This window comes from Salinimicrobium catena (assembly GCF_900102915.1).
In the GTDB taxonomy this organism is placed as follows: domain Bacteria; phylum Bacteroidota; class Bacteroidia; order Flavobacteriales; family Flavobacteriaceae; genus Salinimicrobium; species Salinimicrobium catena.
Genome location: NZ_FNGG01000014.1, coordinates 1 through 17,577, shown reverse-complemented (window position 1 = coordinate 17,577; position 17,577 = coordinate 1). Strand labels below are relative to the sequence as shown.

Annotated in this window: 16 protein-coding genes; 11 read left to right on the top strand and 5 right to left on the bottom strand. The window is 44.2% G+C overall.

Features of this window, described 5'->3' with window-relative positions:
• Positions 1 to 647: 647 nt before the first annotated feature.
• Positions 648 to 1,355 carry a DUF4294 domain-containing protein gene (locus BLS64_RS14440; RefSeq protein ID WP_093114448.1) on the bottom strand — a complete coding sequence of 236 codons (708 nt, stop codon included), beginning with the start codon at positions 1,353 to 1,355 and terminating at the stop codon, positions 648 to 650.
• 100 nt (positions 1,356 to 1,455) lie between these two features.
• On the opposite strand from BLS64_RS14440, the gene BLS64_RS14435 reads away from it, so the two are divergent.
• Together BLS64_RS14435 and BLS64_RS14430 are read left to right on the top strand one after the other, a co-directional pair.
• Entirely contained in the window at positions 1,456 to 2,547 is a 1,092-nt protein-coding gene (locus tag BLS64_RS14435; protein WP_093114447.1) for a M42 family metallopeptidase, read from the top strand.
• A 119-nt stretch (positions 2,548 to 2,666) separates the two neighbouring features.
• Positions 2,667 to 3,764 (top strand): DNA topoisomerase IB, encoded by a 1,098-nt coding sequence (locus tag BLS64_RS14430; RefSeq protein WP_093114446.1) that lies wholly within the window; start codon positions 2,667 to 2,669, stop codon positions 3,762 to 3,764.
• Here the strand turns inward: BLS64_RS14430 and BLS64_RS14425 are convergent.
• On the bottom strand, positions 3,758 to 4,414 hold the full coding sequence (locus tag BLS64_RS14425; protein ID WP_143019342.1) for a hypothetical protein: 657 nt from the start codon (positions 4,412 to 4,414) through the stop codon (positions 3,758 to 3,760). The two genes, BLS64_RS14430 and BLS64_RS14425, sit on opposite strands and share 7 nt — an antisense overlap.
• Before the next feature lie 10 nt (positions 4,415 to 4,424).
• On the bottom strand, positions 4,425 to 6,338 hold the full coding sequence (gene acs / locus BLS64_RS14420) for an acetate--CoA ligase (RefSeq protein WP_093114444.1): 1,914 nt from the start codon (positions 6,336 to 6,338) through the stop codon (positions 4,425 to 4,427).
• Positions 6,339 to 6,547: 209 nt separating this feature from the next.
• On the opposite strand from acs, the gene BLS64_RS14415 reads away from it, so the two are divergent.
• Genes BLS64_RS14415 through BLS64_RS14405 form a run of 3 tightly spaced genes read left to right on the top strand, consistent with a single transcriptional unit; the run spans position 6,548 to position 8,110 of the window.
• The gene (locus tag BLS64_RS14415; RefSeq protein WP_093114443.1) at positions 6,548 to 7,489 is read left to right on the top strand and encodes a DnaJ C-terminal domain-containing protein; all 942 of its coding nucleotides are present in this window, start codon (positions 6,548 to 6,550) and stop codon (positions 7,487 to 7,489) included.
• Entirely contained in the window at positions 7,479 to 7,769 is a 291-nt protein-coding gene (locus BLS64_RS14410; protein ID WP_093114442.1) for a chaperone modulator CbpM, read from the top strand. The genes BLS64_RS14415 and BLS64_RS14410 overlap by 11 nt, the downstream gene beginning before the upstream one ends.
• Positions 7,770 to 7,789: 20 nt before the next feature.
• Positions 7,790 to 8,110, top strand: a complete 321-nt coding sequence (locus BLS64_RS14405; protein ID WP_093114441.1) for a hypothetical protein — start codon at positions 7,790 to 7,792, stop codon at positions 8,108 to 8,110.
• 507 nt (positions 8,111 to 8,617) lie between these two features.
• Here the strand turns inward: BLS64_RS14405 and BLS64_RS14400 are convergent.
• Complete coding sequence (locus tag BLS64_RS14400) at positions 8,618 to 9,568, bottom strand: phosphoribosylaminoimidazolesuccinocarboxamide synthase (RefSeq protein WP_093114440.1); 951 nt, start codon at positions 9,566 to 9,568, stop codon at positions 8,618 to 8,620.
• A 63-nt stretch (positions 9,569 to 9,631) separates the two neighbouring features.
• The gene (locus tag BLS64_RS14395) at positions 9,632 to 10,585 is read right to left on the bottom strand and encodes a PhoH family protein (RefSeq protein WP_093114439.1); all 954 of its coding nucleotides are present in this window, start codon (positions 10,583 to 10,585) and stop codon (positions 9,632 to 9,634) included.
• Between the two features lie 108 nt (positions 10,586 to 10,693).
• On the opposite strand from BLS64_RS14395, the gene BLS64_RS14390 reads away from it, so the two are divergent.
• From BLS64_RS14390 to BLS64_RS14365, 6 genes are all read left to right on the top strand, one after another.
• On the top strand, positions 10,694 to 11,521 hold the full coding sequence (locus BLS64_RS14390) for an SAM hydrolase/SAM-dependent halogenase family protein (RefSeq protein WP_093114438.1): 828 nt from the start codon (positions 10,694 to 10,696) through the stop codon (positions 11,519 to 11,521).
• Between the two features lie 169 nt (positions 11,522 to 11,690).
• The gene (locus BLS64_RS14385; RefSeq protein ID WP_093114437.1) at positions 11,691 to 11,984 is read left to right on the top strand and encodes a putative quinol monooxygenase; all 294 of its coding nucleotides are present in this window, start codon (positions 11,691 to 11,693) and stop codon (positions 11,982 to 11,984) included.
• A gap of 207 nt (positions 11,985 to 12,191) precedes the next feature.
• Positions 12,192 to 12,917: a gliding motility-associated ABC transporter permease subunit GldF gene (gene gldF / locus BLS64_RS14380; protein WP_093114436.1), complete on the top strand. Its 726-nt coding sequence runs from the start codon at positions 12,192 to 12,194 to the stop codon at positions 12,915 to 12,917.
• Positions 12,918 to 12,919: 2 nt separating this feature from the next.
• Positions 12,920 to 14,584 (top strand): gliding motility-associated ABC transporter substrate-binding protein GldG, encoded by a 1,665-nt coding sequence (gldG, locus tag BLS64_RS14375; protein WP_093114435.1) that lies wholly within the window; start codon positions 12,920 to 12,922, stop codon positions 14,582 to 14,584.
• Between the two features lie 1,112 nt (positions 14,585 to 15,696).
• Positions 15,697 to 16,815 (top strand): DNA polymerase III subunit beta, encoded by a 1,119-nt coding sequence (gene dnaN / locus BLS64_RS14370; protein WP_093114434.1) that lies wholly within the window; start codon positions 15,697 to 15,699, stop codon positions 16,813 to 16,815.
• A gap of 474 nt (positions 16,816 to 17,289) precedes the next feature.
• Positions 17,290 to 17,577 (top strand): transposase (locus tag BLS64_RS14365; protein WP_143019341.1); only part of this gene is annotated, 288 nt, incomplete at its 3' end.

The window sequence follows — 17,577 nt, the reverse complement described above, 5'->3', positions numbered from 1 at the left end:
CATCTTATTCCGTCGTGAAATGGGATGCAAACTTACAACCTTTTCCCCATTCAAAACAAACAAAATTTCAAACTTTTTTCAGAGAACTTTTTTGCTTTAAGACTCCTGCCCTACTGGGCTCGCAACTCAAGATCTAAAGATATTTTTGTTGTTTCTCAAAGCGGCTGCAAACCTACAACCTTTTTTATTTAGCTTCCAAAATAAAATTCAAAAATTTTTCAGAGAACGTTTCGCTTCGATCGCCCGTTATTACTGGCCTCACAACGTTGCTACAAGAGCTTTTGTTGTTTCTCAAAGCGGGTGCAAATATACGCCCTCTTTTCAATCCCGCAAGTTCCAAACGCAACTTTTTTAAGGTTTTTTTAAGCTTCAGAAATAAGAGCTTGAAAATGTGGCATTTTCAAAATAAAATATTTTTCTCTTGCTATCACTTTAACCCTGACAGGGGTTTGAAACCGCTGACAGGATCGAATATCAGCATCAATTTTGAATTTTAAATTTTAAATCCGAAATCATTTTGCGTTAGCGGGTGAAGCGACAGCCCCTGCCTGCGCAAAAGCTTCGGCAGGCAAGCCCGATATTACAGTGGGCAGGGCTACAGCGGAACACGCGACCCCACCGAAGCCTTTGCGAAGGTGGGGAACGCCCTAAATAGCCTTACCGGGTTTACGGTCTTTTGAAGATGAGGACCACTTATTGGTAAGCTCCAAAAAATTGAAGTCGAGCGCAGAGGGTTGTTTCTGCAGCTTCTTGTCCTGGAAAGCTCTTTGAAGAATGTCTTCTATTAAATAGTCTTCCTGATTACTCTCTGGCTGGAACTCCTCCTTGAGAGAAATGTCAAAAAAGCTGGCCGTGGTATTGTACCAAAAGGCACGCCATCCGCTTTTAAGATCTTTGACAAGATCAAAGGCCGTGGTACCGGTTTGCCGGTGAATGAGCTTCACCAGGATCTGCCCCTCAGTACGGGTAAGTTTTTTAAGTTCTGCAGAAAACTGTTCTTCTATATAATTCTGAACGATCTTCGTATAACGTTTCCTGTCCCTCCTGCTCTTTATATGGTCAAGCCTGCTGTTGAGCTCCACCAGCCTCTCGGAAGCCAGCTTGGCATAAGGATACACCTTAATGGTCTTGCGGCGAAGAATAAGGTATTTTCTGCGTTCGAGATCTGAATCAAAGGACAACCTTCCCAGGATCAGTACTTCATCAAGGTCGATATGCTCGCGAGCAATGGAATCGCCCTCAATGTACATATACTCCTTTTGAAGCGTATCCTCTACAGGCGCGCTGGTTTGCGCAAGCGCAGCCGCCGAAAACAAGAGAGTAAGAAGCGTATAAAACTTTTTCAAAACTGACATTTTCGTTTGGGTTGATGTCGCTAAAACCATTCCAAAATTACATTATCTATAGATTGTCAGCTGTATTATTCTTATTAAATTCGTGCAAAATCTTTATTAAATGGGAAAAGACAGTTTACTGAACGAGAAGTCGATAGAATTTCTGGAAAAATACCTGAACAACGCAGCCCCAACCGGATATGAATGGGAAGGACAAAAGCTGTGGATGGATTATATGAAACCCTATGTGGATGAATTCATCACCGACACTTATGGTACCGCGGTGGGAGTGATCAATCCAAAAGCAAAATATAAAGTCGTTATCGAAGGACATGCAGATGAGATCTCCTGGTATGTTAACTACATCACCGACGACGGACTTATCTACGTGATCAGAAACGGGGGCAGCGACCACCAGATCGCCGCATCCAAAAGGGTAAACATCCACACCAAAAACGGCATTGTAAAAGGGGTTTTTGGATGGCCTGCCATTCACACCCGCGACAAGGAAAAGGAACAGGCTCCAAAACTGGACAATATCTCTATTGATGTAGGCTGCTCCAGCAAAGAAGAGGTGGAAGCGCTTGGCGTGCATGTGGGGTGTGTGATCACTTATCCTGATGAGTTCTTTATTCTGAACAAAGACAAATTCGTTTGCCGCGCCCTGGACAACAGGATCGGCGGATTTATGATCGCTGAAGTAGCGAGGCTATTAAAAGAGAATAAAAAGAAATTGCCTTTCGGACTTTACGTTACCAATTCGGTGCAGGAAGAAATTGGTCTGCGTGGTGCCGAAATGATCACTCAGCGCATCAAGCCGAACGTGGCCATTGTGACCGACGTTACCCATGACACCACTACTCCAATGATCGAAAAGAAGACCAACGGACTTACAAAGATAGGTGACGGACCAGTGATCTCTTATGCGCCGGCTGTTCAAAACAGGCTGCGTAACCTGCTTATTGAAACTGCCGAAGATAAAAAGATCCCATTCCAACGTATGGCTTCTTCCAGGATGACCGGTACAGATACCGATGCCTTTGCCTATAGCAACGGTGGGGTGGCTTCTGCCCTTATCTCTCTGCCTCTTCGTTATATGCATACCACGGTAGAAATGGTGCACCGCGAAGATGTTGAAAATGTGATAAGACTTATTTACGAAAGTCTGCTGCAGCTTAAAGAAGGGGAAACCTTCAGCTACTTCGAAAAATAGTATGCAGGAAACACTTTTTCTGAACCTCCTTTTTATAAGGAGGTTTTTTTATGTCCTAACTTTCACAAATTTTTAAAACCAAAGAGCGCTGCGGAAGTTATCTTTAGAAAAAAGAAGCTATGACCCTTTCTTCTGAAGAAATTGTAAAACTCATATCCAACCCAGACCTGGCCGCAGAAAAAGCCAACCTGGTATACATTTCTGAAGAGGATCTATGTATAGAGCGCAAAAAAAGAGGAAGAGGATTTCAGTATTTAAAGGAAGGGGAGCCTCTGGATTCTGAAGAAGACATCAAAAGGATCAAGTCCCTGGTCATTCCGCCGGCCTGGGAAAAGGTGAAGATCTGTCCCCATAACACCGGCCACTTGCAGGTGGTGGGCCTGGACACCAAGGGCAGGAAACAATATATGTATCATCCAGACTGGACGCGGATACGGAATCAAACGAAATTCTATAAAATGGCAGCCTTTGGAAAAGTGCTGCCCAAAGTACGGGCACAGGTGGAAAAAGACCTGAAGCTAAAAGGCATGCCACGGCAAAAGGTGCTCGCCCTGGTGATAAGGCTAATGGAGGAAACACACATTAGGATCGGGAATGAAGCCTATGCCCGGGAAAACAAGTCCTACGGGCTCTCAACCCTGAGAAGCAGGCACGTTGACATTTCGAGCGGAAAGATGAAATTCAACTTCCTGGGAAAAAGGGGAATTGAGCATTCGGTTTCTATTGAGGATAAAAAACTGGTGAAGCTGGTCAATCAGTGCGAGGAGATCCCGGGATGGGAAGTCTTTAAATATTACAATGAATCAGGGAAAAAGCAGCGCATCGACAGCGGCATGGTCAACGAATACATTCAGGAGATAAGCGGGGAATTGTTCTCTGCAAAAGATTTCAGGACCTGGAGCGCCACCAAGATCTTTTTTGAACACCTGCGGGAAACCGGTTATGTAGAGGAAGAAAAGGAGAATAAAAAAATCATTCTGCAGGCATATGATGTCACTGCCGAAGCTTTGGGCAACACCCGAAGCGTTTGCAGGAGCTACTATGTTCACCCTCATGTAGTACGCCTGTATGAAAGTGGCAGGATTGTACCGTATTTCAAAAAGGTGGAGCGAAAAAGAACTTCCAAACCCCAATTTTCGCAGACCGAAGAAGTGTTGCTGGAACTTCTGAAAGATTTTGATCTTGATTTACATCCAAGTGATCCTAAAGATCATTGATCGAGGTATCTCAAAAACTTTATAAGATCATCCAGGGATCTGATCTTGTTTTCATCCAAATAAGCTTTTGCTTTATCTGATCCAAAAAGTTTTTTTACATCTCTGTGCTTTATCTTCAAATCATGCACGTCACCATCTTTTAAAACAAAGAACTCTGAATCTATAGAGAGTTGAGCGGGTTTATCTTCTTCATATCCCGATTTGGCTTTTTGTGCCTCTTTAATATCTATGATTGGCTTCTCGAGCAGGGAATAGTTCTTACTCTGGTGATGAAGTATAAAATATCCTGAATATCGTTTGCCAGCATGAGAGATCTGATCAAAAATAAAGTGAGCTCCGTTTATTATATAATATCCTTTAAGGGTTGGAGATAGTTTATAGACATGACTGTCATCATGGCTTGTTTTGATCTCCATTAGTTCACTGCTCACATCATATCTCAAAAAGACCGGTAAAGCTTTTTTTCCTTCTATTACTAATTCTCCGGGTTGAAAATCTTTTTCCAAATAGGGAGAGCCTTCTATTTCGTTGAGTACAGGATTTGATTTTGTTTCAACAAGAACCCCATTGAGACCTTCTTCAATTATTAGCTGTGCACTGGTCCTTGTCAAGGAAAATATTAGTGCCGTTAAAAAAAGTATTTTTTTCATTCCGTTATACTTATTTTGTTATTACTGCCCCTCCTATTATATCGTCTACCACTTCAGGGTTCAGCAATGTTGAAGTATCTCCCAGGTTAGAAGTGTCGTTGGAAGCGATCTTTCTCAGGATCCTTCTCATGATCTTACCGCTCCTGGTCTTCGGAAGGCTTTTTACGAACTGAATTTTTTCAGGTTTTGCAATAGGGCCTACCGTGGAGGAAACCAGGTCACGTATCTCCTTCCGCAGCTGGTCTGAAGGTTCGGTTTGGTCATAGAGAATAACGAAAGCGTACAAGGCATTCCCCTTCACATCATGCGGATAACCGACCACAGCGCTCTCCACTACTCCTTCATGCTCGTCAATAGCGTTCTCAATTGTGGCGGTACCCAGGTTATGCCCCGAAACGATCACGATGTCATCTACCCTCCCGGTGATCCTGTAGTTGCCGGTAGCATCGCGGTAAGAACCGTCTCCCGTGAAATACTTATTCTCGTAAGTTGAAAAATAGACTTCTTTGTACCGCTGATGGTCTCCATAGATGGTCCTTGCGATAGACGGCCAGGGAAATTTGATGGCCAGGCGACCTTCGGCCTTTTCATTGAGATTGGTGATCTCCTCCCCGTTATCATCCATCAGCGCAGGCTGCACTCCGGGTAAAGGAAGGGTTGCAAAAGTGGGACGGGTCGGGGTGATCCCGGCAAGAGGCGAGATCATGATCGCCCCGGTCTCTGTCTGCCACCAGGTATCCACCACGGGACAATTTCCTTTTCCAATATTATCATTATACCAGTGCCAGGCTTCCTCATTAATTGGCTCCCCTACACTGCCAAGTACCTTCAGCGAAGATAGGTCGTGTTTTTCGACGAACTTCAGGGGTTGTTTGGCCAAAGACCGGATCGCTGTAGGCGCAGTATAAAAGTGGGTGACCTTGAGTTTTTCACAGATCTCCCAGAACCTTCCGTAGTCGGGATAGCTGGGAATACCTTCGAACATTACCGTTGTGGCACCGGCAGCTAACGGGCCGTATATTATATAGGAGTGGCCGGTGATCCAGCCAATATCGGCCGTACACCAGTAGACATCGTTCTTTTCAAGTTGAAAAACGTTCTGAAAAGTATAAGTTGTACCCACCATATATCCGCCGGTGGTATGAACCATGCCTTTGGGTTTCCCCGTAGAACCTGAGGTATACAGGATGAACAGCATATCTTCTGCATCCATCACTTCTGCGGGACAGTCTTTGTCTACCTTCTGAAGCTCGTCAAACCAGAACCTGTCCCTGCCTTCTTTCATCGGGGTTGGTTCAACCGTTCTGCGATACACGATCACGCTTTCAACCGAAGGTGTATCTTCCAGGGCTTTGTCACAGATCTCCTTTAAATTCACTTTTTTGGATCCGCGGTACACCTCGTTGGCCGTGATGAGCATTTTACATTCAGAATCATTGATCCTACGGGCAATGGCCGCGCTTGAGAAACCTGCAAAAACAATGGAATGTACGGCACCAATGCGGGCACAGGCCAGCATGGCAATGGCCAGTTCAGGGATCATGGGCATATAGATGCATACTTTATCTCCTTTTTTGATACCATTGTTCTTCAACACATTGGCAAAGTGAGAGACCTTTACGAATAACTGCCGGTAAGAGATATACCTTGATTCTTCATCAGGATCATTGGGTTCCCAAATAATAGCGGTCTTATTTCCCAATTTTTCCAGGTGCCTGTCCAGGCAGTTTTCGGTAATGTTGAGCTTTCCTCCCTCGAACCATTTTACTTCAGGTTTCCTGAAATCCCATTCCAGGGTCCTATCCCATTTCTTATGCCAGGTAAAGGTATTGGCTATTTCTTCCCAAAAAGTTTCAGGATCTTTGACGCTCTTCTTGTAGGCTTTCTTGTACTGCGCGAAGGTTTTGATCTGTAAGTTTTCCATCTTCTAAATTTAGAAAAACCAGCTTCAAAATCAAATTCAGAGATTATCCTGATTATCAGATGATTAGCAATTTTTAAGAAATTCTAAATATTATAACCGACTGCGGCTTTTGCTGAATTTTAAGATTAAATCCTGCGGAATTTTCTTCAATCACTGCTGAATTATGTATATTTAAGAGGTAAGCTGAAAGGTAAATATCAAAGCTTTTTATGGAATTCATAGACTATTACAAGGTTTTAGGATTAGATAAAAGTGCCACAAAGAGTGACATTAAAAAGGCTTATAGAAAACTGGCCCGAAAGTATCACCCAGATCTTAATCCTAACGACACGGCGGCACAAAAGAAGTTCCAGCAGATCAACGAGGCGCACGAGGTGCTGATAGATCCCGAAAAGAAAAAGAAATACGACCAGTACGGCAAGGACTGGCAACATGCCGAAGAATTTGAAAAGGCCCGGGCGCAGCAGGAACAGTACCAGCGGCAGTATTCAGGAGGCTTTGGCGGCAGATCGGCCGGTGGATTCTCCGGCGGGTTTGAAGGCGCCGAAGGTTTTGGGCAGGGAGATTTTTCAGACTTTTTTGAATCCATGTTCGGCGGCGCTACAAGAGGCGGACGCAGAACCACCCGTTTCCGCGGACAGGATTACAACGCTGAACTGCATTTGAACCTGACCGATGTCTATAAAACCCAGAAACAAACCCTGACCATAAACGGGAAGAACATAAGATTGACCATACCGGCGGGAGTCGAGAACGGGCAAACCATCAAGATCAAAGGCTATGGCGGCGAGGGCGTGAACAACGGTCCTAAAGGGGATCTTTTCATCACCTTTGCCATTGCCAACAATACCGACTTCAAACGGGAAGGCAGCAATCTCTACAAAGAAGTGGAACTGGATATGTTTACGGCAGCCCTGGGCGGTGAGATCACTGTTAGCACCTTTGATTCGAAGGTGAAACTTAAGGTCAAGCCCGAGACACAAAATGACACTACAGTGAAGTTAAAGGGAAAAGGATTTCCTGTGTATAAGAAAGAAGGACAGTTCGGAGATCTTTACATTACCTATAAGATCAAGATCCCCACAAATCTTAGCACCCGGGAAAAGGAACTGCTTCAGGAACTTCAAAAATTGAGAAAACATGGAGCCTAAAGAATATATATCGGTAACCGAATTTTGCAGCAGTCACCACATTCAGTATTCCTTCATCAATTCATTGAACGAATACGGCCTGCTGGAATTGACCGTGATCGAAGAAGACGAGTTCATTCACCCCGAGCAGGTTCGTGAACTGGAAAAGATCATGAGACTGCATTACGACCTGGAGATCAACATGCAGGGAATAGATGCCATTACGCACCTGCTCAAAAAAGTGAAGGACCTGCAGGAGGAAATTAGATATCTTCGCAACCGCCTTGAACGTTATGAATAAGCAATAAAACCAATACCTTTATGAAACTTGTACTTAACCTGTTTGCTACGCTAGCCCTTATCATCTTTACGGCAACCTGCAATAATGCAACAGAAAATACCCAAACTAATATCGAAAATATGGAGGTCACCGGTACCATTCAGCAACAAGGGATCACTTCTTATCAATATGGCACCCACACCCTTACAAATGACGAAACTTTCTACGCCCTTAGAAGCGAAGCAGTGAACCTGGATAATTTTTTAGACCAGGAAGTCACTATCATTGCCAAAAAGATCGAGGGATATCCTTTAGAAGGCGGGCCGGAGTATTTGTTGGTTTTGGAGGTGGTGAATCAGTGATTTGGGAATGGGGATTGGAGAACGGAGTAAGTAGAAAAGAGAAAAAAGAGTAGAGAATATAGACTCTATTCCGTTGAAGTTGGAAGTTGGAAGTTGGAAATTAAAATTAAATTCCACGCAGCATCACAGCGTCACAGGATCACAGCTTCACTTCATCACAACGTCACATCTCTCGTCACTATTTTCCCTATGGGACACGCAGCTCTGTCGAGATGACAAAGCGGTAGTTTGTTGTTTATGGTTTATAGTTCTGAGATTCTCTAAAAATCCTGTAAAAGGCAACCTGCAACGCGTAACAACGTTATTTTGTCAGATAATGCAGAAACTGGAAGCTGGAGGTTGGAAATTGGAATTTTGACTTCACCATCCTCACAGCATCACTTCGTCACTTCATCACTTCGTCACTTCAACCAAGATCTCTCGTCGCTGCCTTCCCTATTGGTCCAGCAGGTCTGTCGAGATGACAATTCCTCTAATATCTAACGTCTGGTATCTAACGTATAGTATCTAAAGACTATCCAGATACTGAGTCACATTCTCCTCGATTCTCTTCTCAATATTAGAAACATTTGCCTTTATAAATGTTTCACCAGTTATCTGCTCGTAAAGCTCAATATATCTCTCTGAAACGGAATTGATGTATTCATCGCTCATTTCAGGAATTTGCTGTCCTTCCTTGCCCTGGAAGCCATTTTCTATCAGCCACTGTCTTACAAATTCCTTGCTTAACTGCTTCTGGGGCTCTCCGTTTGCCAGCCTTTCCAGGTATCCTTCCGCGTAAAAGTAGCGCGAAGAATCGGGCGTATGGATCTCGTCGATCAAAACGATCTCACCGTCTTTGGTCTTTCCGAACTCATATTTGGTATCCACAAGGATAAGTCCGTTATTTTTTGCCATTTCACTTCCGCGAAGAAAAAGCTGCCGGGTATAAGATTCCAGGGTATTGTAATCTTCTTCGGAAACAATGCCTTTTTGAAGGATCTCTTCCCTGGAGATATCCATATCGTGCTCTCCCGATTCTGCCTTAGTGGTAGGCGTGATGATAGGAACTTTGAAAGCCTCGTTTTCCTTCATCCCTTCAGGTAATTTCACTCCGCACAATTCCCTTTTTCCGTTGGCATATTCACGGGCCGCATGTCCTACCAGGTATCCGCGGATCACCATTTCCACCTTAAAAGGCTCACACTTTTCTCCTACTGCCACGTTAGGATCTGGAGTAGCCTCCAGCCAGTTGGGGACTATATCTTCCGTAGCTTTCATCATTTTCGTGGCCAGCTGATTCAGGATCTGCCCTTTATAAGGGATCCCTTTGGGCATCACCACGTCAAAGGCCGAAAGCCTGTCGGTCACGATCATGACCAGCTTGTCATTTTCAAGAGTATATACCTCGCGGACCTTGCCTTTGTAAACTGACTTCTGTCCCGGAAAATTGAAATTTGTTGTCGTTATAGTGTTCATCTTCTGAAATGTCTTTTTTAGCAATTAAAAAACCCACCGCATTCCTGGGGTGGGATCATATGATTAGTCGGGAGTCTCTATTCGCTTATAGGCGGCGATGATCTGTTTCACCAGCTTGTGGCGAATCACATCCTTGTCATCCAGGTGAATGATTCCTACTCCCGGCACATCCTGAAGCACCAGGATGGCTTCTTTTAAACCTGAAACTATGCGCTGCGGCAGATCGATCTGGCCCGGGTCTCCCGTCACCATGAACTTGGCGTTCTTCCCCATACGGGTAAGGAACATCTTCATCTGGGCGTGGGTGGTGTTCTGGGCCTCATCAAGGATCACAAATGCATTATCCAGCGTTCGTCCCCTCATAAAAGCAAGAGGCGCGATCTGTATAGTACCTTTTTCGATAAAACTCTCCAGTTTTTCATGAGGGATCATATCCCGCAGCGCATCATACAAGGGCTGCATGTAAGGATCGAGTTTTTCCTTCAGGTCCCCGGGTAAAAATCCAAGGTTCTCCCCTGCCTCTACCGCCGGCCTGGTCAAAATGATCCTTCTTACCTGCTTTTCTTTAAGGGCTTTTACCGCCAGCGCCACTCCGGTGTAGGTCTTCCCGGTACCTGCAGGGCCTATGGCAAAGACCATGTCATTTTTCTTCATCAGCTCCACCAGTCTGCGTTGATTGGCCGTCTGGGCCTTGATGAGCCTTCCGCTTACGCCATGTACCAGCACCTCTCCGCTTTCACTTGAGGTATCGTAGTCATCACGGCTTTCACTGGTAAGCACCCGCTCCATACTGTTCTCATCCAGTTTGTTGAACTTTCCGTAGTGATCAATAAGCATGTTAAAGCGTTTATCGAATTCCTCCAGCATCTCTTCATCCCCGTATATTCGTAATTTATTCCCTCGGGCTACTATTTTTAGCTTCGGAAAATATTTCTTGAGAAGTTCAATGTGCGCGTTTTGTTCACCAAAAAAATCGCGGGGATTGATCTCTGAAAGTTCAATAATGAGTTCGTTCAAAAGCGGCTGTGATTTAATTTAAAAATTGACTTAATTATCTTTAGATTTGCAGTACAAACTTAGCAAATTAAAGGTTTAAGTTACTAAAAAATATTCTAAGAATTGCCCATGGCTATAATTACCTTAACGACCGATTTTGGGGAAAAAGATCATTTTGCAGGGGCAGTTAAAGGAGCTATTTATACCGAATTACCAACGGCCAAAATAGTGGACATCTCTCACTCCATCGCGCCTTTTCATATTACAGAAGCTTCCTACATCATCAAGAATGCCTACAAAAGTTTTCCCGAAGGCAGCATTCACATTATTGGGGTAGATTCTGAACTTACGCCCGAAAATAAACATATAGCCCTGAAGTTGGACGGGCATTTTTTCATCTGTGCCAATAACGGGATCCTTTCTCTTATCGCGTCGGAATATGTGCCCGAAAAGATCGTGGAGATCAATATTCACGCCAAGGTAGAAAGCAATTTTCCGGTGCTTGATGTATTTGTGAAGGTAGCCGGACACCTGGCGCGGGGAGGAACTTTAGAAGTAATAGGAAAACCCATCCAGGAGATCAAACAGCTGAAGGAAGTAGAGCCTTATTTTAATTCTGAGCAGAACCAGATAAAAGGCAACGTGCTGTATATTGACAACTACGGAAATGTGGTGACCAATATTTCCAAAAAGCTGTTCGACAAGATCGGGAAAGGCCGAAAGTTCATGATGCGGGCCAGAACAGCTACTTTTACCGAAATATACCATACCTACAGTGATGCAATAAATTTTAATACCGATCAGTTGAACAGAGAGGACGGGAAGAAACTGGCCATTTTTAATTCCGGAGGATATATCGAGTTGGCCATTTACAAAAGCAACCCCAGCACGGTGGGGAGTGCTTCCACCCTATTCGGACTGGAATGGCGGGATACCGTGACGATAAATTTTGAATAACAGTTCTGAGATCTTAGACGTGAGATTGGAGACGTGAGATATTTGTGTTTTGTGGTTTGTAGTTTAGGGTTTGTGGTTTGTGGTTCAAAAAATTTCGTTTTGCCCCTGCCCTAAAGGGAGCCGAAAATTTTTATTGGAATTTAGAATTTGGAATTTGGAAATTAAATAGATGTTAGTACGAATAGTAAAAATGACATTTGAACCTTCGGAAACTGAAGCGTTCCAGGAGTTATTTGAAAGAAATAAAGAAAAGATAAGAGGTTTTGAAGGATGCAACTTCCTCGAACTCTATAGGGATAAGAATAGGGATAATATCTTTTTCACCTACAGCTACTGGGAAAGCGAGGATGCACTGGAAAATTACCGGCATTCCGACCTTTTTAAAGAGGTATGGAGCGACACCAAAAAGATGTTCTCAGGCAAACCCGAAGCCTGGAGTGTGGACAAGGTTCATAGTTTGTAGTTCTCAGTTGTCGGTTCTCAGTTATGGGTTGTGAGTTTGGATTGGTGATTGGGGATTGGTTAATTGGTGCTTGGAATTTAGGATTTTTGGGATTTGCCCATGTCATTCCGACAGAACAATTTCATTCGCCAGAATGAAGTTGTGACGAGGAATCTCTTTGCAGGTTATAATTTATACCTTATACAATAGACATTATACATTAAACAGGTGTTTGCAGTTTTAAAGAAAGAAATAAATTCATTTTTTGCCTCCCCCATCGGGTACCTGGTCATTGGCTTGTTCCTGGTAGTGAGTGGTTTGTTCCTGTGGGTGTTCAGGGGAGAATACAACATCCTGGACAGCGGTTTTGCCAATCTGGAGTCATTTTTCACCCTGTCGCCCTGGATCTTCCTGCTGCTTGTTCCGGCAATAACCATGAAGAGTTTTTCTGAAGAGATCCGTCAGGGTACATTGGAGCTACTGCTAACAAAACCTTTGAAGCCCATCCACCTGGTCCTGGGGAAATATCTTGGCGCCATGGTTTTGATCCTTCTGGCACTCTTGCCTACCCTGCTATATGTGGTCACGATTTATGCTTTGGGTAAGCCCGAAGGAAATGTGGACCTGGGAGTCATTTTGGGTTCGTATTTTGGATTGCTGTTCCTGGGTGGCTGCTATGCTGCCATAGGCGTCTTCGCCTCCATACTTTCGCCAAACCAGATCGTATCTTTCGTGCTGGCGGTCTTCCTTTGCTTCCTTTTCTTTTTTGCCTTTGAAGCCCTGGCGAACATGGGCAGCTTTAGCATCGGGGCTTTTGGAATTGAAGACCTGGGACTAAAAGAACATTATAAAAGCATCAGTCGGGGGATCATAGACACCCGCGACCTGGTGTATTTCTTCAGCTTTATCGTTTTTTTCCTGGCGCTGACCAACTTCAGACTTAAATCGAACTGATCTTGAAAAATTCCGGCTCACATATCATTATTCTGCTCGCTATCCTCGTGACGATCAATGTGGTCTCCTATTACCTGTATGAGCGTTTTGATCTTACTGCCGATGATCGCTACACCCTTTCTTCAGCAGCAAAGGAGATCGCGGAAAAAGCTGAAAAGCCTGTAATAGTGGATGTGTTCCTGGAAGGGGATTTCCCTCCGGAATTCCGACGTTTACAACAGGAAACCCGACAGCTGCTGGAGGAGTTCGCTGCGGAAAATGCAAATATCAAATACAATTTTGTAGATCCGCTGGAAGACGGATCGGATGCCAACACGGTGGCCACGCAGTTCTACGAGATGGGGATGACCCCTGCGCGCATCAACGTGGTGGAGAATGGCCGAAGCAGTGAAGCCATCATCTTTCCGTGGGCCATTGCCAACTACGGAAACAAGACCGTTAAAATCCAGCTTCTAAAGAACCAGCTGGGAGCCACTACCAAAGATCGGGTGGAAAGCTCGGTGCAGCAACTGGAATATGCCTTTGCCGATGCCCTGAGCAAGCTGGTGGAACCAAAGAGGAAAAAGATCGCGGTGATGCGCGGCAATGGTGAACTGGCCGATCCCTATATTGCCGATTTCGTAAAAAGCATACAGGAATATTATTTTATCGCGCCTTTTACGCTCGATTCGGTGGCTGCCAAACCACAAAAGACTCTGGAACAGCTTAAGGAATACGACCTGGTTATCGAAGCCAAGCCTACCGAGCCATATACCGAAGAAGAGAAATATGTGTTGGACCAGTACCTGATGAGCGGCGGAAAACAGCTGTGGATGGTGGAACACGTAGCCATGGAAACTGACAGCCTCTTCTCTTCTACCGGCAGCGCCTTTGCCCTGCCTCGTGACCTGAACCTGGGAGACTACTTTTTCAAATACGGACTGCGGATCAACCCGTTGCTCGTGAAGGACATTTATTCTGCCCCCATAGTCCTGGCTTCGGGAAGCGGCAATAACACCCAGTTCAATCCTTACCCCTGGCTGTATTTCCCGCTTACCACCTCTCCCCTTGATCACCCTGTGGTCAATAACCTGGAGGCGGTGAAATTTGAATATGCCAGCCCTATCGACACTTTAGCCAACGAACTGAACAAGACGGTACTCTTATCCTCTTCCCCTAATTCGCAACTGGAGGGCTTGCCAAAGGAGATCAGCCTTGACCTGATAAACAAAAGACCCGACCCTACAGAATACAATGCCGGGGAACAGCCTCTTGCCGTCCTTGTGGAGGGTGAATTTACTTCGGTTTACGAAAACCGTATAAAGCCTTTCGAGCTTCCGCAGCCCCTGGAGAAAAGCCACCTAACCCAACTCCTGGTGATCTCAGACGGAGATGTGGTCAAGAATCAGCTGCAAAGAGGAGAACCCATGGAGCTCGGCTTTGACCGCTACACCGGCACCACTTACGGCAACAAGGAATTCCTGCTCAACTCGGTAAATTACCTGCTTGACGACACCGGACTCATCAACATCCGGTCCAAAGAGGTTTCCATTGCCTTCCTCGACCTTCGGGAAGTGGAAGAAACAAGAACCTTCTGGCAGCTGATCAACCTCGGGTTGCCCCTTGCACTGCTGGGGATCTTCGGAGCGGTTTTCATCTTCTGGCGCAGGAGAAAATATGTTAAATAAAAAAAGAGCACAGAGAAATTTTTCTTCAGAAAAGAGAAGAAAGAGCAAAGAAAAAAAATGTTTTGAAGGGTAACAATCAAACGACATAGCCCACAAGAAAAATAATTCGTGTATTCGTGGCAGAAATTCTTGGATCTTAAATATTAAATTCGGAATTAAAGTTTCACGCTAAGACCGCAAAAAAGCCTCTTTTAGAAGTCCGTCCCACAAGAAAAATCATCCGTGCATCAGTGGCCAAAAATTTTGAATCTTGAATAATGAATCCGAAATATTTGTTTCACACAAAGCCCACAAAGACTAAAAAAAGAGCACAGAGAAATTTTTCTTCAGAAAAGAGAAAAAAGAACAAAGAGAAAAGAGGTTTTTAATTATTTGTCAACAGAAACTCCATCACAGCTTTACAACATCACTCCGTCACTTCAGGATTTCACGCAGAGCCCGCAGAGATTACGCAGAGCCCGCAGAAAAATAGAAGAACATCTGTGCATCAGTGGCCAAACATATTTGTTTCACACAAGCGTACATAGTTTCAAAGAAGAGCACGAAGAAATTTCGCTTCAGAAAAGAGAAAAAAGAGCAAAGAAAAAAGATGTTTTGAAGGGTAGGAATCAAACGACATAGCCCACAAGAAAAATAATTCGTGTATTCGTGGCAGAAATTCTTGAATTTTAAATATTAAATTCGGATTTAAAGTTTCACGCAGAGAGCGCAAAGTTTTCGCAGAGACCGCAGAAGGAACATTTAGAAAGCTCGTCCTACAAAAAAGATATTAGTGAATTCGTGGCAAAAAACTCTTGAATTTTAAATTTTGAATCCGAAAATCATGTCCCGCAGATTCCGCAGATTTCGCAGAAAAATAAAAGAAAATCCGTGCATCCGTGGCTAAAAACTTAGAATATTGAATCTTGAATTTTGAACACCAAATCCTAAATCTTCAGCAGCTTTTCTTCATTTATTAACAATCATTCTGTAATATCATTTCTAAAATACTGTATTTGAGTACATTGAATGACAAAACTTCAGTTTCCCTGTTAATAAAAAACACGTACCCATTCTACTATTGTTCCACGATTAAGATATATTTGTATCAAGATTAACTTATTTCGAAGCCAATGAAATTTATTGTATCAAGCACATATTTGCTGAAACAGCTACAAATACTCGGGGGAGTGATCAACAACAACAACACCCTTCCCATCCTGGATAACTTCCTTTTTGAACTTAACAACGATGAACTGACGGTTTCTGCATCAGACCTGGAGACTACCATGTCTGCAAAACTGCAGGTAGAATCAGATTCTGAAGGGAAGATCGCCGTTCCTGCAAGGCTTTTGCTGGACACTTTGAAGACCTTTCCGGAGCAGCCTTTGACCTTTGTAGTTGAAGACAATAACACCATTGAGCTTAGCTCCAATCACGGAAAATACGCTTTGGCCTATGCCGGCGGAGAGGAATTCCCAAAGGCCGTGAGCCTGGAGGAGCCAAGCAGCACGAAGATACAGGGAGATGTACTGGCTACCGCGATCAGCAAGACCATTTTCGCTTCCGGTAACGATGATCTTAGGCCGGTGATGAGCGGAGTTTTCTTCCAGTTCACACCACAGAACCTAACCTTCGTTGCTACAGACGCTCATAAACTTGTAAAATATTCAAGAGATGACATTTCTGCTTCAGAAAATGCGGAATTCATCATGCCTAAGAAGCCGCTTAACCTGCTGAAGGGAATCCTATCCGGATCTGACAGCGAGGTGTTGATCGAATATAACGAATCCAATGCCCGCTTCACTTTTGAAGATACTACTTTAGTGTGTAGGCTTATCGACGGAAAATACCCGAACTACGAGGCGGTAATTCCGAAGGAAAATCCAAACAAGCTGGTGATCGATCGCGGACAATTCCTGAGCTCTGTAAAAAGGGTATCGATCTTTTCGAACAAGACCACCCATCAGGTGCGTTTGAAGATCGCCGGGGCAGAACTGAACATTTCTGCGGAAGATGTGGATTACAGCAACAAGGCCGAGGAACGTCTTACCTGTTCTTACCAGGGAGACGATATGCAGATAGGGTTCAACTCGCGTTTCCTTACCGAGATGCTGACCAACCTGAATGCGAACGAAGTGCAGCTTGAAATGAGCCTGCCAAATCGCGCCGGAATCCTTACTCCTGTTGACGGACTCGACGAAGGAGAAAAGGTGACCATGCTGGTAATGCCGGTAATGCTTAACAACTAAAGCTCCGCTTTAGTTGTTGACCGCTGCGCTGCTAGACTTTAGATATTTGATCGCCACCTGCGGTGGCTTTAGATAAAAAACCTCCGGGAAAAAATGTTTTCCGGAGGTTTTTGTTTTACCCCTACTCCCTAAATCCCCCTGAAGAGTACAGGGTAAATATCTTCATAACCGTCTTTGCGAGGGAGTTTTTGAAGGACCGAAGCAATCTCATCTTTATTACACCCTAAATCTTCCTAAAGGGGGACGCCCGGGTGGAACTTCAATCGCCTTGTTCTCGATACGATTTTCAAAACCGTCAGTTCGAGTTTTTTCTGCAGTGCGAAAGCAGGGCAGAAAAAGTATCGAGAACAGGTTTTGAAGATCATTCGAACTGACGGAATGCTTTGAAGTTAGGTTCATAATCTCGAGAAATTTCCAGGTGTCGGGTACTGAAATAGGTTGACCGTTTTACGGAGTTTAAAACAACTCAGTATTATGGCAAAACCACAAGATTTTTCTAAAGAAGTTTCTCAGCGGGTAAATCGTTATTTTAGTGATAGCTTTAAGCGTAAAAAAGTTCGGGAAATTGAAAGGAACCTCACCACAGTTTCAGAGGTTAGCAAAGAGTATGAAGTGTCTACAACGGCAGTTTATAAATGGCTGGACAAATACTCCCGTAATCGCAAAAGAGGTGTAAAACAAGTTGTAGAACTTATGAGTGATACCCGTAAAATTCAGGACTTGAAGGCTAAGATCCGGGAATTGGAACAACTGGTGGGTCAG